The sequence below is a fragment of the Bradyrhizobium sp. UFLA05-112 genome (assembly GCF_053572325.1).
Genome location: NZ_JBANBK010000019.1, coordinates 24,593 through 40,263 on the forward strand (window position 1 = coordinate 24,593; position 15,671 = coordinate 40,263).

At 64.3% G+C, this 15,671-nt stretch carries 16 protein-coding genes; 6 read left to right on the forward strand and 10 right to left on the reverse strand.

Annotated features, from left to right (window positions below):
- Positions 1-86: 86 nt before the first annotated feature.
- The 8 genes from SO180_RS13700 to SO180_RS13735 form a co-directional block, all read right to left on the reverse strand.
- Entirely contained in the window at positions 87-335 is a 249-nt protein-coding gene (locus tag SO180_RS13700) for a hypothetical protein (RefSeq protein ID WP_449379352.1), read from the reverse strand.
- 377 nt (positions 336-712) lie between these two features.
- A complete protein-coding gene (locus SO180_RS13705) occupies positions 713-1,486 on the reverse strand; it encodes a thioesterase family protein (RefSeq protein ID WP_449379353.1) in 774 nt (257 codons plus the stop codon).
- Between the two features lie 11 nt (positions 1,487-1,497).
- On the reverse strand, positions 1,498-2,466 hold the full coding sequence (locus SO180_RS13710) for an NAD(P)H-dependent flavin oxidoreductase (RefSeq protein ID WP_449379354.1): 969 nt from the start codon (positions 2,464-2,466) through the stop codon (positions 1,498-1,500).
- A gap of 148 nt (positions 2,467-2,614) precedes the next feature.
- A complete protein-coding gene (locus SO180_RS13715) occupies positions 2,615-4,015 on the reverse strand; it encodes an aspartate ammonia-lyase (protein WP_449379355.1) in 1,401 nt (466 codons plus the stop codon).
- A 39-nt stretch (positions 4,016-4,054) separates the two neighbouring features.
- Positions 4,055-4,594, reverse strand: a complete 540-nt coding sequence (locus tag SO180_RS13720; protein ID WP_449379356.1) for a hypothetical protein — start codon at positions 4,592-4,594, stop codon at positions 4,055-4,057.
- A gap of 63 nt (positions 4,595-4,657) precedes the next feature.
- Positions 4,658-5,260, reverse strand: a complete 603-nt coding sequence (locus tag SO180_RS13725) for a YqaA family protein (protein ID WP_449379357.1) — start codon at positions 5,258-5,260, stop codon at positions 4,658-4,660.
- A gap of 45 nt (positions 5,261-5,305) precedes the next feature.
- A complete protein-coding gene (gene hisE, locus SO180_RS13730; protein WP_449379358.1) occupies positions 5,306-5,710 on the reverse strand; it encodes a phosphoribosyl-ATP diphosphatase in 405 nt (134 codons plus the stop codon).
- 105 nt (positions 5,711-5,815) lie between these two features.
- On the reverse strand, positions 5,816-6,187 hold the full coding sequence (locus SO180_RS13735; protein WP_449379359.1) for a hypothetical protein: 372 nt from the start codon (positions 6,185-6,187) through the stop codon (positions 5,816-5,818).
- Between the two features lie 228 nt (positions 6,188-6,415).
- Between SO180_RS13735 and SO180_RS13740 the strand changes: the two genes are divergently transcribed.
- The 6 genes from SO180_RS13740 to SO180_RS13765 all read left to right on the forward strand — a co-directional run bounded on the left by SO180_RS13740 (position 6,416) and on the right by SO180_RS13765 (position 14,042).
- Positions 6,416-7,474 carry an ABC transporter substrate-binding protein gene (locus SO180_RS13740; RefSeq protein WP_449379360.1) on the forward strand — a complete coding sequence of 353 codons (1,059 nt, stop codon included), beginning with the start codon at positions 6,416-6,418 and terminating at the stop codon, positions 7,472-7,474.
- 91 nt (positions 7,475-7,565) lie between these two features.
- Entirely contained in the window at positions 7,566-9,362 is a 1,797-nt protein-coding gene (locus SO180_RS13745) for a glucan ABC transporter ATP-binding protein/ permease (RefSeq protein WP_449379361.1), read from the forward strand.
- 181 nt (positions 9,363-9,543) lie between these two features.
- Positions 9,544-11,004: a D-alanyl-D-alanine carboxypeptidase family protein gene (locus SO180_RS13750; protein ID WP_449379362.1), complete on the forward strand. Its 1,461-nt coding sequence runs from the start codon at positions 9,544-9,546 to the stop codon at positions 11,002-11,004.
- A 189-nt stretch (positions 11,005-11,193) separates the two neighbouring features.
- The gene (locus tag SO180_RS13755) at positions 11,194-12,879 is read left to right on the forward strand and encodes a long-chain fatty acid--CoA ligase (protein WP_449379363.1); all 1,686 of its coding nucleotides are present in this window, start codon (positions 11,194-11,196) and stop codon (positions 12,877-12,879) included.
- 12 nt (positions 12,880-12,891) lie between these two features.
- Complete coding sequence (locus tag SO180_RS13760; protein ID WP_449379364.1) at positions 12,892-13,446, forward strand: DUF924 family protein; 555 nt, start codon at positions 12,892-12,894, stop codon at positions 13,444-13,446.
- 110 nt (positions 13,447-13,556) lie between these two features.
- Positions 13,557-14,042, forward strand: a complete 486-nt coding sequence (locus SO180_RS13765; protein ID WP_027520654.1) for a peroxiredoxin — start codon at positions 13,557-13,559, stop codon at positions 14,040-14,042.
- Positions 14,043-14,214: 172 nt separating this feature from the next.
- Here SO180_RS13765 and rnhA read toward each other — a convergent pair whose 3' ends face one another.
- Positions 14,215-14,679: a ribonuclease HI gene (gene rnhA, locus SO180_RS13770; RefSeq protein WP_449379365.1), complete on the reverse strand. Its 465-nt coding sequence runs from the start codon at positions 14,677-14,679 to the stop codon at positions 14,215-14,217.
- Positions 14,676-15,671 carry a homoserine kinase gene (locus SO180_RS13775; RefSeq protein WP_449379366.1) on the reverse strand — a complete coding sequence of 332 codons (996 nt, stop codon included), beginning with the start codon at positions 15,669-15,671 and terminating at the stop codon, positions 14,676-14,678. Before SO180_RS13775 ends, rnhA begins: the two co-directional genes overlap by 4 nt.

The following is a 15,671-nucleotide window of genomic DNA, read 5'->3' on the forward strand; positions in this document are numbered from 1 at the left end:
ACTGGGCAGGAATTAAGGCCTAACCGCACCAGCGCAGCGGAAAACGCTGGGACGACGGCGACACCGACTTGGAAAATTCAACGAAATCAGGCGGCTAACGCCAGGTCGTAGGCGTCCTGGATATCGGCGACGATCTCGGAGGCCTCCCACACCGCCCGCGGCTCGATCGCCTGGAGCGTCACCGTCCAATTGCCGCCGCGCCGGGTGCGGGGCACGCTGAGGATGTCGAAGCGCACGTTGCGGCAGAGCGGATGACGGGCCAGCGCATGCGCCACGCGGACGCGGATTTCATCCAGCGTCGCCGACGTCTTTGCGTTGAGAAAATCGTAGTCCATCGCCTGTCCCCTCTTCGTGCCGATTGGCGGCTGCGAGGGGGATTCTGGGAGCGCGATGGTTAATGCTGCGTTAAATACGACGGCCGGCGGGATTGCGTGGATGGCGAAGGCGGTTATCCGCATTTTCCAGAGATCTGGCATCGCATCGCGTCCACCGCTGCGCCCAAACCACAGGTGTCATCGCCCGGCTCGACCGGGCGATCCAGTACGTTGCGGCTTCTCCGCTCAATCACAGCCGCCTCTGGAATGCTGGATGCTCCGCTTGCCGCCTACGCTGACGCTTCGGCGAGCCAAGACCTCGCACCCCGGCGAAGCCTTGGCGTAGCCGGGCCGCGGGGCATGACACCGAGATTGAGGCGCGTGCGTCGCGCAGCCAATCACCGCTTCTCGATCACCAGGCTTTGCACCGCGCGGCCGAAATAGCCTTGCCGGTCGGCGAGCCGCGACATCGCAAGGCCCGGGCCATCTGCGCCGATCCAGGATTCTCCGTCGAGCAGGATCCAGTCGCCGACCGGCTGCCGTGCAAAACTGACGGTGAGGTCGGCGTTGATGTAGGTCCAGGCGCGAAAATCGAGTGTCGAGGCGGTGCCGTTGGAGAAGTCGGCTGCGACGACCGCGCGCATGGCCTGCGAGACGGCTTCTCCCTCGATCAACGGCGTGTCGACCCGAAACCAGATCGCACCGGCACCGGCCTGGCCGAAGCGGCCGCGCGCTGCGCGCATAGAGACCGAACGCACGAACGGGCTGGTGGCAGCGTGCCCGTCCTCGATCAGCGACTGCTCCGGCGGCGGCAGGGTCACCGGCAGCTCCTTGACGTCATCGGGCAGCGTCAGCGCCTGCCGCCTGATCTTCAGCACGGTCGCGCCGACCACGACGACGCCGTCAGCCAGGAGCTTGATGCCGCAGAGCTGGATCTTGCGGCCTTCGCGCAAGACCTCGGTCGCGATGGTGAGAGGCGCCACCGGCACCGGACGCATCAAATCAATGGTGACGCGCGCGATGTCCATCGGCACGGACGTTGCCATCCGCTCAGCCGCCCACACCACGAGCGACGCCGGCGCCGAGCCGTGCTGCATGCGCGGGTCCCATGGACCCGCAGCATTAGGACTGGTGACGACGCTATTGCCGTCGACGCGGTAGATGGCACCCATTGCGAGCGCCATCACAGCGGCGGATCGATCGCTTCGTCATATTCCTTCTTGAAGCGCGCGATCAGCTCGGCCGCGGGCACGATTCCCTCGACGCTGCCGATGCCCTGGCCCGAGCCCCAGATCTCCTTCCATGCCTTCGGCTTGGCGCGCTCGCCGGAAGCATCGGTGCCGAAATTCATCTTGGAGGGGTCGGACGTCGGCAGGTTCTCCGGATCCATGCCGGCAGCGAGGATCGACGGCTTCAGGTAGTTGCCGTGCACGCCGGTGAAAAGATTGGAATACACGATGTCGTCGGCGCTCGAGCCCGCGATCATCTCCTTGTACTTCTCGACCGCGTTTGCCTCTTTCGTGGCGATGAAGGCCGAGCCGACATAGGCAAAGTCGGCGCCGAGGATGCGCGCGGCGCGGATCGCCTTGCCGTTGCCGATCGCGCCCGACAGCGCGATCGGGCCGTCGAACCATTTTCGCGTCTCGGCAACGAAGGCGAGCGGCGAGATGGTGCCGGCGTGGCCGCCGGCGCCGGCCGCGACCAGGATGAGGCCGTCGGCGCCCTTCTCGATCGCCTTGTGCGCGAACTTCTGGTTGATCACGTCGTGGAAGACGATGCCGCCCCAGCCATGCACGGCCTGATTGAGCTCCGCGCGCGCGCCGAGCGAGGAGATGAGCATCGGCACCTTGTACTTGGCGCAAAGCGCCATGTCGTGGTCGAGCCTGTTGTTCGACTTGTGTACGATCTGGTTCACCGCGAACGGCGCGGAAGGACGCTCGGGATGCGCGCGGTCATAGGCCGCGAGCTCTTCGGTGATCCGTGCCAGCCACTCGTCGAGCAGCTCCGGCGGCCGAGCGTTCAGCGCCGGGAACGAGCCGACCACACCTGCCTTGCACTGCGCGATCACCAGATCGGGCACCGAGATGATGAAGAGCGGCGAGCCGATCACGGGGATCGACAGACGCCCTTTGAACAAGGCAGGCATGGACATTGCGGAGCGATCCTCTATTGGCGGACGAGTTGAAGGCTTGGCGCCATACCAACAAGGCAATCTTTCCACTGTCAAGTATTGCGTTTGCGTCCGCCGGACGTCGTTACCGCAATTCCAAGTCGCGGAATTCACCGCGAGCGTCGGCGCCTCACTCGCCCAGATCAGGATTGATCAGCCGCTCGAACGAGAACATCTCGTCCCATTTCTCCTGTGTCAGCAGCTTGCGCTCGACCACCACGATCTGGTGTAGCGACTTGCCGCTCTTGTAGCCCTCGCGGGCGATCTCGGCGCACTGCTTGTAGCCAAGCAGCGGCTTCAGCACGGTGACGATGCCGAGCGAGTTGAGCACCATGTTGCGGGTGTGCTCTTCGTTGGCGGTGATGCCGACGACGCAGTTCTCGCGCAGGCTGTTGACCGCGCGCTCCATGGTGCGGATCGAGAAGAACAACGCGAACGAAATCACCGGCTCCATCACGTTGAGCTGGAGCTGGCCCGCGGAGGCCGCGAGGGTCACCGTGGTGTCGAGGCCGATGACGAGGAAGCTGGTCTGGTTGACGACCTCGGGGATCACCGGATTGACCTTGCCGGGCATGATCGACGAGCCCGGCTGAAGCTGCGGCAGGTTGATCTCGTTGAAGCCGGCGCGCGGGCCCGAGGCCAGCAGGCGAATGTCGTTGCAGATCTTGGTGAGCTTGCTCGCGGTGCGCTTCAAGACGCCGGAGAGCTGCACATAGGCGCCGGTGTCCGACGTCGCCTCGACGAGATCGCCGGCGAGCACGAAGTCGACGCCGGTCAGCGCGCTCAGGTGCCTGACGGCGAGCTTGGGATATCCGACCGCCGCTGTGACCGACGTGCCGATCGCGGTGGCGCCGAGATTGATCTCGCGCAACAATGCACGAGCTTCCGAGATGCGATCCACCTCCTCGCCGATCGTCGTGCCCCAGCCGCGGAACTCGGCGCCGAGCGACATCGGCACTGCGTCCTGGAGATGTGTGCGTCCCATCTTCAGCACGCGATCGAACTCGCGCCCCTTGGCGAAGAACGCCTCCTGCAACTGCCGCAGCGCCGTCATGTAGCTTTCAAGCCGCAGGATCAGCGCCAGACGGAAAGCGGTTGGATAGGTGTCGTTGGTCGACTGGCCGTAATTGACGTGGTCGTTCGGGCTGACGTGCTGATAGTCGCCCTTGCCGAAGCCGAGCGATTCCAGCGCGAGGTTGGCGATCACCTCGTTGGCGTTCATGTTGGTCGAGGTGCCGGCGCCGCCCTGGATGAAATCGGTGACGAACTGATCCATCATGTCGCCGGCGATGACGCGATCGCAGCCGAGGATGATCGCGTCCGCTACCTTGGCGTCGATCGCGCCGAGGTCGCGATTGGCCATCGCGGCGGCCTTCTTGACGTAGCCAAGCGCCTTCACGAAGTAAGGCTCCTGGTTCATCGGAATGCCGGTGATGTGGAAGTTCTCCTTCCCGCGGATGGTCTGGACGCCGTAGTAGATGTTGTCGGCGATCTCACGCTGTCCGAGGAAGTCCTGCTCCGTACGGCTCATAGGCGCTCCTTGTGGTTTGCTGGCGCGCAGGTCATCGCCTCAGTTCTGGCACAGCGCGCTGGTGACGAACGTATCGGTGCGGCAGTCATCCGGCTTGCGGGTTCTGCCGGGAATCAAGACCTTTGCTGAGCAGCTCTGCGCGGAGTCAGCGTTCAGGCTCTTGCCTTCCTTGTAGCCTTTGCCCTGGCAGAGCCTGTCGGCAGCCTGCTTGCAATCCGGCGCGCCGTTTGCGGAGGCCGGGCAGGCCGCGCGCCCCGACACCATGGTCGATGGCATTGCCATGCGCGACAGGTCGTCGATGGTCTCGCTCGGACTTTTGATCGGCGGCAGGATCGAGGGCAGCTTGTCGAACAGCTTACCGATTTCGTTGACCAGCCCGGGATTCTCCTCGCGCGCCGGTGGGGCTGATGCCGCGGGAGTTGATTGCGGCGGCGAAGCCTGCGGTCCGGCCTCTTGAAGGCCGAGCGACGGCGCCGTTGACTGTGCCCATCCGGGCCCGCCGGCGCAAGGCGGAAGGAATAGCGCTGCTGTCACAATCATCCGGAGTCGCGTGACCGGGTTGCCGGATCGAACCATCATGGCCCAACCGTAGCCGAAGCCAGCGCGCCGGCAAAGCGCCTGCCGCGCGATCGGATAAGTTGATCAGATCAGCTTGATCGCAACCACGAAGCCGAGCACCAGCACCGCGGCGCCGATCGCCACCCACAAGGCGAGATGCCGCTCGATCCTGACCCGGATCCAGTCGCCGTACCGGTTGAGAAGTACTGCGGCGACGAAGAAGCGCCCGCCACGCGCGATGATCGAGCACAGAATGAATAGCCCGATGTTGTAGCCGGCGAAGCCCGACGTGATTGTGACGAGCTTGTAGGGGATCGGCGTGAGGCCCTTGAGCAGGATGATCACCGCGCCCCATTCGGCATAGGAAGCCCGGAACGCATCAACCTTGTCGCCGAGGCCGTAGACCTGGATCAGCCAGTGGCCGACCGAGTCATAGAGCAGCGCGCCGATGGCATAGCCAAGCATGCCGCCCAGCACCGAAGTCGCGGTGCAGACCGCGGCGTAGACCCAGGCGCGCTGCGGGCGCGCCAGCGACATCGGGATCAGCATCACGTCCGGGGGGACAGGAAAGAACGAGCTTTCTGCAAAGGCCACGGCGCCCATGATCCAGAGCGCGTAGGGCTTGTGGGCGGAGTCGATGCACCAGTCGTAGATACGTTTCAGCATGGCGCCGCGATGAAGCACCATGGGAGCGATTTGTCCATGGCGAGATGGGGCCGATTTGTAGCGCTTCTAGTGGCGCTTGCGCGCCGTCCGACCCTCGAGCGCGACAATTGGCCGCCGGGCGGCAACGCCGGGTGAGGCGACTTTGGGCAGCTTCATCGGCGATTTCGGCAGCTTCTCGGCGATACCCAGCATGTCTTCCCGCCGCGCCATCTCGCGCCAGACGTCCTCGGGTCGCACGCCGGCCGAGGCCCAGAGCACGGTGAGATTGTAGAGCAGGTCGGCGCTTTCCCGGATCACGGCTTCGCTATCGCCATGAACGGCATCGATGACCACCTCGATGGCTTCCTCGGCAAGTTTTTTCGCCATTTTGGCCGGGCCACGCTGAAACAGCCGGGCGGTACGCGATGTTGCCGGATCAAGATCCCTGGCCGCGAGCACAGCCAGATATAGCCGCTCAAGCGAATCACTCATGTACTCAAAACTACTCTAAACCAATGGTGGACGTGTTAACGTCTGACAATAAAAGCAAAATTTGAGCCGGCGCGGCAACCGCGCCGGCTTATCGTGGTCAACAGCTTACCAACAGCCGGCGCCGCTTCGGCTGCAAGTCGCAAAGGGATCGCGACCGACATTGCCATTATAGGGGTAGTTCGGATCGCTCCCGTAGTAGCCCGAGCCCCTGTAGTAAGCCGGCCCACCGTAATAGGTTGGCCCGCCATAGTAGGCGGGTCCGCCATAGTCATAGGCGTAGGCATCGCGGGTGGCAGCGATCGCAAGCCCGGTGCCGACGATGCCGGCAAAGGCCGCCGCAGCGGCCGCTCCACCGCCACCATGCCAGTGGCGACCTCCGGCGAAGGACGTCGAGGGCGCGGCGATGGTCAGCGCCACTACGGCGACGGTGGCGAGTACGGCCTTGCGGCCAATCGTCGTGGAAATTCGGTCAAACATATCGGCCTCCATGGGTGCCTGCGGACGGGCTTATCTCTCTAAAACCCGCGCATCCCATGTTGGGTTCCCCAACCCCAACAGAAGCTGAACGGCGACAAATTCGCGCAGAGATTGCGAAATCGTGACACATTCCGCTCATCAACCGTTCAGGTTTGATGGGCCAGGATGACGACTGCCGGCGCTTTGCAAGCGTCACAAAAAGAAGCAACGCTAGTCCGGCGCGAATTCATGCGCGCATGCCCGAAATTCATCTCCCACTGTCTGTTGGCTCTCTGGATCGGGCTCGCGCTACTGGCGTGTCCGCGCCCGCGCCCGGCAAGCGCCGCGGACGACACGGCGCGGCATGCCGCGATCCAGTTCTCTTTCGACCGCCCGATTGAATCGAGCATGGCGCCGTTCTTCATGGCGGCGAAGGACGGGTTGTTCGGCGCCGAGCACCTCACCGTGTCGTTCAGCAACGCCGCAGGCTCGCCAGAGGCGCTTGCGCGAATCGCCAGGGGCGACAGTGATCTCGCTCTCGTCGACATCAACGAATTGATCCGCTTTCGCGACAGGCCAGATGCCCCGCCGATCAAGGCCGTGTTCGTGCTGTTCAACCGGGCGCCCTACGCGATCGTCGCGCGCAGGAGCCGCGGCATCCATACGCTATCCGACCTCGAGGGCAAGACGGTCGGCGTTGCCGACAGCGATTTGTCGATCCGGCTGTGGCCGGCGCTCGCGCGTCAGAATGCCATCAATGCGGCGCGTGTGAGATTCTACAAGATGAGTGCAGCGGTGCGCGAGCCGATCCTGTCCGCCGGACAGGTCGATGCCGTCGCCGGCTTCAGCTATTTGTCGGCCGTGAATTTGCGCGACCGCGGCGTGCCCGCCGACGATCTCGCGGTGCTGCGCTATGCCGATTATGGCTGCGAGGCCTATGGCTTTGCCGTGGTGGTGAACCCGTCCTTTGCCGCGTCGAAGCCGGACGCCGTGAAAGGTTTCGTGCGCGCGCTGATCGGCGGACTCAATGCAACGGTCAAGGAGCCGGAGCGCGCTGTCGACGAGGTCGTCAGCCGGATGGAGGACGGCGTGCGCGACCTCGAGCTCGCAAGGCTATCCACCGTGCTTGCCGACAACATCCTGACCGATGACGTCCGCCGCAACGGTCTCGGCGGCGTCGATCCCGCGCGCTTGGATCGCGCGATCGACCAGATCGCGCAGGATTTCAAGTTCCGCAGGCGCCCCACTGCGAGCGATATTTTCGACGAACAGTTCCTGCCGCCGATGGCTGGCCGGCTGATCAATTGAATAAAACTGAGAGCTTCGGCTGTATCTTGCGCCCCATCCCTGATTAGAATGCCACCTCGTTCGATCCCGCCCGCGCGAGTGCTGTACCTTCATGTCGATCCTTCGTCTCTACACCCGCGTTCTCGAGTTGCTCGGCAAGGAGGCGCGGCTGGGCTGGCTGCTGGCGATCGCCAATCTGCTGCTCGCGACGGCGCAGTTCGCCGAGCCCGTGCTGTTCGGCAAGATCGTCGACGTGCTCTCCGGCAAGACCGTCGCAGGCTCGAACTCCGCATGGCCATTCCTGTTCGCCTGGGTCGCGTTCGGGCTGTTCACGATCGGCTGTAGCGCGCTGGTGGCGCTGCATGCCGACCGGCTTGCCCATCGCCAGCGCCAGGCCGTGCTGACGAGCTATTTCGAGCACATTTTGCAACTGCCTCTGACCTTCCACTCCGGCACCCATTCCGGGCGGCTGATGAAGGTGATGCTCAACGGCACGGATGCGTTGTGGCGGCTGTGGCTCGGCTTCTTCCGCGAGCATTTTGCCGCGATCCTGTCGGTGTTCGTGCTACTGCCGCTGTCGCTCTATCTGAACTGGCGGCTCGCCATCCTGCTGTTCGCGCTCTGCGTCGTATTCACGGCGCTGACGACCTTCGTCGTGCGCAAGACCTACGGCATGCAGATGACGGTCGAGGAGCACTATAGCGACCTCTCTGCGCGCGCCTCCGACGCGCTCGGCAACGTGGCGCTGGTGCAGAGTTTCGTCCGCGTCGAAGCCGAGGTGCAGGGACTGCGCTTCGTTGCCGACCAGTTGCTCGCCGCGCAAATGCCGGTGCTGTCCTGGTGGGCGCTCGTCACCGTGATCACGCGCGCCTCCACCACCATCACGGTGCTCGCGATCTTCACGCTCGGAATCGCGCTGCACGACCAGGGACTGACGACGGTCGGCGAGATCGTGATGTTCGTGAGCTTTGCAACGCTTTTGATCCAGAAGCTCGAGCAGGTCGTGAGCTTCGTCAACAACGTCTTCATGGAGGCGCCGCGCTTACGCGAATTCTTCAACGTGCTCGATGCCGTGCCCGCCGTGCACGACCGGCCCGATGCGATCGACGTCGGGCGCCTGTCGGGCCTCGTCGAATTCCACGACGTCACCTTCTCCTATGACGGCAAGCGGCCGGCGGTCGAGGATCTCTCCTTCACCGCGCTGCCCGGACAGACGATCGCGCTGGTCGGCCCGACCGGCGCCGGCAAGTCGACCGCGATCGCGCTTCTGCATCGTGCGTTCGATCCGCAATCGGGCTTCATCAAGATCGACGGCATGGATGTGCGCGGGGTAACGCTCACGGCGCTGCGGCGGAACATCGGCGTGGTGTTCCAGGAAGCGCTGCTGTTCAACCGCTCGATCGCGGAGAATTTGCGCGTCGGCAAGCCGGACGCAACCGACGCGGATATGCGGCTCGCGGCCGAGCGCGCGCAGGCGCTCGAATTCATCGAGCGCAGCGGCGGCTTCGAGACCAACGCGGGCGAGCGCGGCCGCATGCTGTCCGGCGGCGAGCGGCAGCGGCTGTCGATCGCGCGTGCGCTGCTGAAGGACCCGCCAATCCTGATCCTGGACGAGGCCACCAGCGCGCTCGATGCCGTCACCGAGGCGAAGGTCAACGCTGCTCTCGATGAAGTGATGCGAGGCCGCACCACCTTCGTGATCGCCCATCGCCTCTCCACCATCCGCAATGCCACGAGGATCCTGGTGTTCGACAGTGGCCGCGTGATCGAAAGCGGAACTTTCGATGAACTCGTGGCCAAAGGCGGCCATTTCGCCGCGCTCGCCAGGGCCCAGTTCATGGTGCAGGAAAGTGCACGGACGAGCGTGACAGCGGCGGAGGCCGCAGCCCCGGCTGTGACCTCCCAGTAAAACCGTCGAAATTCGGCCTATTTCATCGCTGAATACCCGGTCAGGCCCCCTGTTCTCGGTGAACGAGCCGGTATAGGTTTGCACCCGCCGCAAGCGGCGGCGCTGACCTACGCTTCAAACCCGAACCTCAGATCATGAGAACCGCATTATCGGGCGGCTCTCCAAGGACCGGAATCGGATAGTGCACTTCTTTCGCCCGCTGCTTCGCCTTGCCCCGCTGAACCTGGCCATCGTGGCCGCCGCGCTGACGTTGCTTGCGCCGCGCGACGCGCGCGCCGAGGCGCTGCTTCTGATCGAGGCCGACAGCGGCAAGGTCTTGCAGGCGGAGAATGCGACCATTCCCTGGTATCCGGCCTCGGTAACCAAGATCATGACCGCCTACGTCACGCTGAAGGCGGTGAAGGACGGCAAGCTCACGCTCGACTCGCTGCTGACGGTCTCACCGACAGCGGCTTCGCAATCGCCCTCGAAGATGGGCTTTCGTCCCGGCACGCAGGTCACCGTCGACAACGCGCTGAAGATGATGATGGTCAAGTCGGCGAACGACATGGCCGTGGTGCTCGCCGAGGGCGTCGGTGGTTCGATCGACGGCTTCTCCGCAATGATGAACCAGACCGCCTCGAAGCTCGGCATGACGCAGACGAGCTACGTCAATCCGAACGGGCTGCCCGCCGACGGCCAGATCACCTCGGCGCGCGATCTTGGAATCCTGGCGCGCTCGTTCCTGCGTGACCTGCCGGAATACGAGTATTTCGTGCACATCCCGGCGATCCGCTTCGGCAAGCGCATCACGCCGAACTTCAACAAGCTGATCGGCCGTTATCCCGGCGCCGACGGTTTCAAGACCGGCTTCATCTGCGCCTCCGGTTACAACCTCGTGGCATCAGCGTCCCGCAACGGTCGACGGCTGATCGCGGTGGTGCTCGGCGCCAATTCCGGCACCGCGCGCGCGGTCAAGGCGGCTCAGCTTCTGGAGCGCGGCTTCTCGCAGGACACGCTGTCGTGGCTGCGTCCCGCGCTCGGCACGGTCGACAGCCTCGCGCCGGTCGACGCCTCGCCGCCGAACCTGCGCGACGAGATGTGCGGCGGCCACCGCAAGCGCCCGGCCAGCGACGACGACGATGCGCTGATCGCAACCAATGGCGGCACGGGCGGATCGACGTCCCTGACGGGCGGCGAAGCCCAGGTGACGTTCTTCACCGCCGGCCTGCAACCGCCCATGATGAAGGCGTCCGACTTGCTCGCCTCGGCCGCAGCGCCCGCCGAGCCGGTGCCGGTCTATACCGGGCCGACGCGAAGCGGCGCCGCCCTGATTGCGGCGGTCGCGGCCGATGCCGACCAGCAGGCGACCCCAAAGGCGCGAGGCAAGAAGTCGCGCGTTGCGGCGAAGAAGCCTGAGGCGACCGACAAGCCGAAAGATGCGGGCAAGGACGCCAAGTCGAGCGCCAAGCTTGATGCCAAGCCGGATGCGAAGGGTGAAGCCAAACCCGCAGCCAAGCCGGTCAAGCACGCCAATGCCAAGCCCGACACGGCCGCGAAGCCCCCGGAAAAGCCTGCGGCGAACGGCGACTCCGCGGCCAAGCCTGCCAAGCCGAAGGCAACCGCCAAGCCCGCGGCCAAGCCTGCGCCCAACAACAGTTAACGGCCCGCCGGCCGGCCCTTCACCCGCACTTCGCAACTGCGACAGCGCGGTTTGCGACGATTCCAGTAGCCACTTCCGGCCCCTTGTCCTAAGCCTCAACCGCTTGCCACCGGTTGCGGCAGGCTCAATACTGCGTGCAACGAGGCAAGCCTGAGACACATCGGGCTCTGGTTTAGGAGGGGAGTACCTATGGAGCGCATCTGGCTCAAACAATATCCGCCCGGCGTGCCAGCCGATATCGAGCCGACGCAATACGCATCGCTGGTCGACCTCCTGGAGGAGAGCTTTGCGAAGTTCGCCGACCGCAAGGCCTTCATCTGCATGGACAAGGCGATCAGCTACCGCGACCTCGACCAGATGTCTCTGGCGCTTGCCTCCTATTTGCAGAGCCGCGGCCTGCAACGCGGCGCGCGCGTCGCGATCATGATGCCGAACGTGCTGCAATATCCGGTCGCGACTGCGGCCGTGCTGCGCGCGGGCTTCGCGGTCGTCAACGTCAACCCGCTCTATACGCCGCGCGAGCTCGAGCACCAGCTCAAGGATTCCGGCGCCGAAGCCATCATCGTGCTGGAGAATTTTGCCCACACCGTCGAGCAGGTGATCGCCAAGACGTCCGTCAAGCACGTCGTCATGGCAAGCATGGGCGACCTGCTCGGCTTCAAGGGCGTGATCGTCAACCTCGTCGTTCGCCGCGTGAAGAAAATGGTGCCGGCGTATTCGCTGCCGGGTGCAATCGCCTTCAACGATGCGCTGGCAGCGGGCCGCAGCGCGACCTTCAACAAGCCAAAACTGTCGCCCGGCGACGTCGCTTTCCTGCAATATACCGGCGGCACGACCGGCGTCTCCAAAGGCGCCACGCTGCTTCACCGCAACATCGTCTCCAACGTGCTGCAGAACGACGCGTGGCTACAGCCGGCGGTCGCCGCGCCGCCGCATGTCGATCACCTCATGATCGTCTGCGCGCTCCCGCTCTATCACATCTTCGCGCTGACGGCCTGCTACCTGCTCGCGGTGCGTGCCGGCGGCTGCAATCTTTTGATCCCCAACCCGCGCGACATCCCCGGCTTCATCAAGGAGCTGGCGAAGTACCAGGTCAACAGCTTCCCGGCGGTCAACACGCTCTACAACGGCCTGATGCACCATCCCGACTTCAAGAAGCTCGACTTCTCCAAACTCAAGATCTCCAACGGCGGCGGCATGGCCGTGCAGCGCCCGGTCGCCGAGCAGTGGAAGGCGGTGACCGGCTGCTTCATCGCGGAAGGCTACGGCCTGTCCGAGACCGCGCCGACACTCACCTGCAATCCGGCGACCACGAATGAGTTCTCCGGCTCGATCGGCATTCCCGTGCCCTCGACCTGGATCTCGATCCGTGACGACGACGGCAACGAGGTGGCGCTGGGACAGCCCGGCGAAATCTGCGCCAAGGGCCCTCAGGTGATGTCAGGCTACTGGAACAGGCCGGAGGAGACCGCCAAGGTCATGACCACGGACGGCTACTTCCGCACCGGCGACATCGGCGTGATGGACGAGAAGGGGTATATCAAGATCGTCGATCGCAAGAAGGACATGATCCTGGTCTCGGGCTTCAACGTTTATCCGAACGAGATCGAGGAAGTGATCGCGAGCCATCCGGGCGTGCTCGAATGCGCGGTGATTGGCATTCCCGACGCGAAATCGGGCGAGGCGGTGAAGGCCTTCGTGGTGAAGAAGGACCCGAACCTGACGGCCGAGGACGTGATCAAGTACTGTCACGAGCAGCTCACCGGCTACAAGGTGCCCAAGCACATCGAGTTCCGGAGCGAGCTGCCGAAGACCAATGTCGGCAAGATTTTGCGTCGGCAGCTCCGCGACGAGAAGAAGGCCGAGGCGGCGTAAGCCAGCCCCTCGATGCCTGATGCCAACGACATCGCGCCGGCCGGCGTCCTCGCCTTCTGGCGCGAGGCCGGCGGCGAGCGCTGGTACAAGCGCGACGATGATTTCGACGCCGAAATCCGCAGCCGCTTTCTGGAGCTGTGGCAGCGCGCGGCGAATGGAGGCTTGTCGTCGTGGGAGGCCAGCGATGACGGTGCGCTGGCGCTCGTCATCGTGCTCGACCAGTTTCCCCGCAACATGTTCCGCGGCGACGCGCTGACCTACGCGAGCGACGCGCTGGCGCGCGAGGTGGCCCGCCGAGCGCTCGCCCGCGGCGCCGACGGACGGGTCGATCCAGCCTTGCGCGAATTCTTCTACCTGCCGTTCATGCATTCCGAGCATTTGCCCGACCAACTGCACTGCGTCGCGCTGTTCCGAAAAATCGACAGCAGCGACAACCTGAAATACGCCGAGGAGCACGCCGACATCATCCACCGGTTCGGACGCTTCCCTCACCGCAATCGCATCCTCGGCCGCTGCTCCACGCCGGACGAGCAAGCGTTCCTGGATGGTGGCGGCTTTTCCGGTTGATGACATCACGGTGAAGGGCGGAGAGCTTTCGTCCCCTTGCGCATCGGAAATATTGTGCGGCCCGGCCGCCCGGTCTACAAAGCGGAACCGAATTCCAGGGAGAACTGACGATGGCGATCCAGATTGGCGACAAGCTGCCCGAGGCGAAATTCCGCGTGATGACGGCGGAGGGTCCGCAGGTCAAATCGACCGATGACATTTTCAAAGGCAAGAAGGTGGCGCTGTTCGCGGTGCCCGGTGCCTACACCGGCACCTGCCACAAGATGCATCTGCCGAGCATCTTCCTCAACGCCTATGCCATCAAGGACAAGGGCGTCGACACGATCGCGATCGTCTCGGTCAACGACGCCTTCGTCATGAACGCCTGGAAGCGCGACACCGACCAGCGCGATGAGGCGACCTTCCTCGCAGACGGCAATGCCGACTTCACCAAGGCGATCGGCATGGAGCTTGACGCCTCCGCCAACGGTCTCGGCATCCGCTCCAAGCGCTACTCGATGCTGGTCGAGGACGGCGTCGTGAAGAAACTGAACCTCGAGGCAATGCCCGGCAAGGTCGAGGTATCTGGCGGCGATACGCTGCTCGGGCAGCTGTAAGGCGCGACTCAACTTAAGCCAAACAAACGACTGTCATGCCCCGCGAAGGCGGGGCATCCAGTATTCCAGAGACGTCGAGATTTCATTGCGACCGCCGCAGCGTACTGGATCGCCCGGTCAAGCCGGGCGATGACGACTGAGGTTGAGGCGGCATCGCTACGATGACCGCGCCCTACTCCCTCACTCTCTGCTGCATCCTCGCCATCGCAATCCCGTCACGTGCGAGTTGGTCAGCGCGCTCGTTTTCGGGGTGGCCGGCGTGTCCCTTGACCCAGTGCCAGCGCACCTCATGCGCCTTCAGCGCTGTGTCGAGGCGCTGCCAGAGCTCGACGTTCTTCACTGGCTTCTTGTCGGCGGTGCGCCAGCCGTTGCGCTTCCAGCCATGGATCCAGCCGGTGATGCCCTGCCGGACATATTGGCTATCGGTGTAGAGATCGACGGTGCAGGGCTTCTTCAGGGCTTCGAGCGCCGAGATCGCCGCCATCAGCTCCATCTGGTTGTTGGTGGTGTGGCGCTCGCCGCCGTTCAGCTCCTTCTCCTTGTCGCCGAACCTCAGGATTGCGCCCCAGCCGCCGGGCCCGGGATTTCCCGAGCATGCGCCGTCCGTGAAGATCGTGACATTGGGCAGCTCGCTCACGCGACCAGTCCTGACGGCAAGAGGCCATAGTCACGCACGCTCGAAACGCTCCGGTGGAAGCGCAGCTTGCGGACGTATTCCATCGGGTCCTTGGGGCGCACCAGCGCACCCGATGGCACGTTCAGCCAGTCGACCAGCCGCGTCAGCAGGAAGCGGATCGCCGCACCGCGCGCCAGCAGCGGCAGCGCGGCTTCCTCCGCCTCAGTCAACTTGCGGACGCGCCCATAGGCATTGAGGAAGGCGCGCGCCTTGGTGACGTTGAAGGAGTGATCCGGCTCGAAGCACCAGGCATTGAGACAGATCGCGACGTCATAGGCGAACATGTCGTTGCAGGCGAAGGTGAAGTCGATGATCCCGGAGAGCTTGTCGCCGAGGAAGAAGACGTTGTCATTGAACAGGTCGGCGTGGATCACACCCTCGGGCAGGTTGTTAGGCCAGACACCGCTCGAGAGATGGTCGAGCTCGACTTCGAGGAATGCACGCAGGCCTGGCTGCACCTCGTCGGCGCGTGCTGCGGCCTGGTCGAACAGCGGCCGCCAGCCGGACACCGAGAGCGCGTTGGCGCGCCGAACCGGGAAATTGGCGCCGGCCAGATGCATCTTCGCCAGCGCCTCGCCGACGCCCGCGCAATGCGTGGCGTTCGGCTTGCGCGGCCAGACGCCTTCGAGAAAGGTGATGATCGCCGCCGGCCGTCCCGCAAGCTCGCGCAGCGCCTCGCCGTCCTTGCCCTTCACCGGCAGCGGGCAGTTAATGCCGTGTTCGGCCAGGTGCGTCATCAGCGCGAGGAAGAACGGCAGGTCGTTCTTCGCCACGCGCTTCTCGTAGAGCGTGAGGATGAACGAGGCTTGCTTGTTTCCTTGGCTCGTGTGCAGCAGGAAGTTGGAGTTCTCGACGCCTTCGGCGATGCCCTTGTAGGACAGGAGTTCGCCGAGATCGTATTGGCTTAAGTAATCCGCAAGCTCGTCGGCGGCGACATCGGTGTAGACCGCCAT

Coding starts and splice junctions, on each gene's coding strand:
- SO180_RS13700 (WP_449379352.1), bottom strand. CDS start 335: ATGGACTACGATTTTCTCAACGCAAAGACGTCGGCGACGCTGGATGAA.
- SO180_RS13705 (WP_449379353.1), bottom strand. CDS start 1,486: ATGGGTGCCATCTACCGCGTCGACGGCAATAGCGTCGTCACCAGTCCT.
- SO180_RS13710 (WP_449379354.1), bottom strand. CDS start 2,466: ATGTCCATGCCTGCCTTGTTCAAAGGGCGTCTGTCGATCCCCGTGATC.
- SO180_RS13715 (WP_449379355.1), bottom strand. CDS start 4,015: ATGAGCCGTACGGAGCAGGACTTCCTCGGACAGCGTGAGATCGCCGAC.
- SO180_RS13720 (WP_449379356.1), bottom strand. CDS start 4,594: ATGATGGTTCGATCCGGCAACCCGGTCACGCGACTCCGGATGATTGTG.
- SO180_RS13725 (WP_449379357.1), bottom strand. CDS start 5,260: ATGGTGCTTCATCGCGGCGCCATGCTGAAACGTATCTACGACTGGTGC.
- hisE (WP_449379358.1), bottom strand. CDS start 5,710: ATGAGTGATTCGCTTGAGCGGCTATATCTGGCTGTGCTCGCGGCCAGG.
- SO180_RS13735 (WP_449379359.1), bottom strand. CDS start 6,187: ATGTTTGACCGAATTTCCACGACGATTGGCCGCAAGGCCGTACTCGCC.
- SO180_RS13740 (WP_449379360.1), top strand. CDS start 6,416: ATGCGCGCATGCCCGAAATTCATCTCCCACTGTCTGTTGGCTCTCTGG.
- SO180_RS13745 (WP_449379361.1), top strand. CDS start 7,566: ATGTCGATCCTTCGTCTCTACACCCGCGTTCTCGAGTTGCTCGGCAAG.
- SO180_RS13755 (WP_449379363.1), top strand. CDS start 11,194: ATGGAGCGCATCTGGCTCAAACAATATCCGCCCGGCGTGCCAGCCGAT.
- SO180_RS13760 (WP_449379364.1), top strand. CDS start 12,892: ATGCCTGATGCCAACGACATCGCGCCGGCCGGCGTCCTCGCCTTCTGG.
- SO180_RS13765 (WP_027520654.1), top strand. CDS start 13,557: ATGGCGATCCAGATTGGCGACAAGCTGCCCGAGGCGAAATTCCGCGTG.
- SO180_RS13775 (WP_449379366.1), bottom strand. CDS start 15,671: ATGGCGGTCTACACCGATGTCGCCGCCGACGAGCTTGCGGATTACTTA.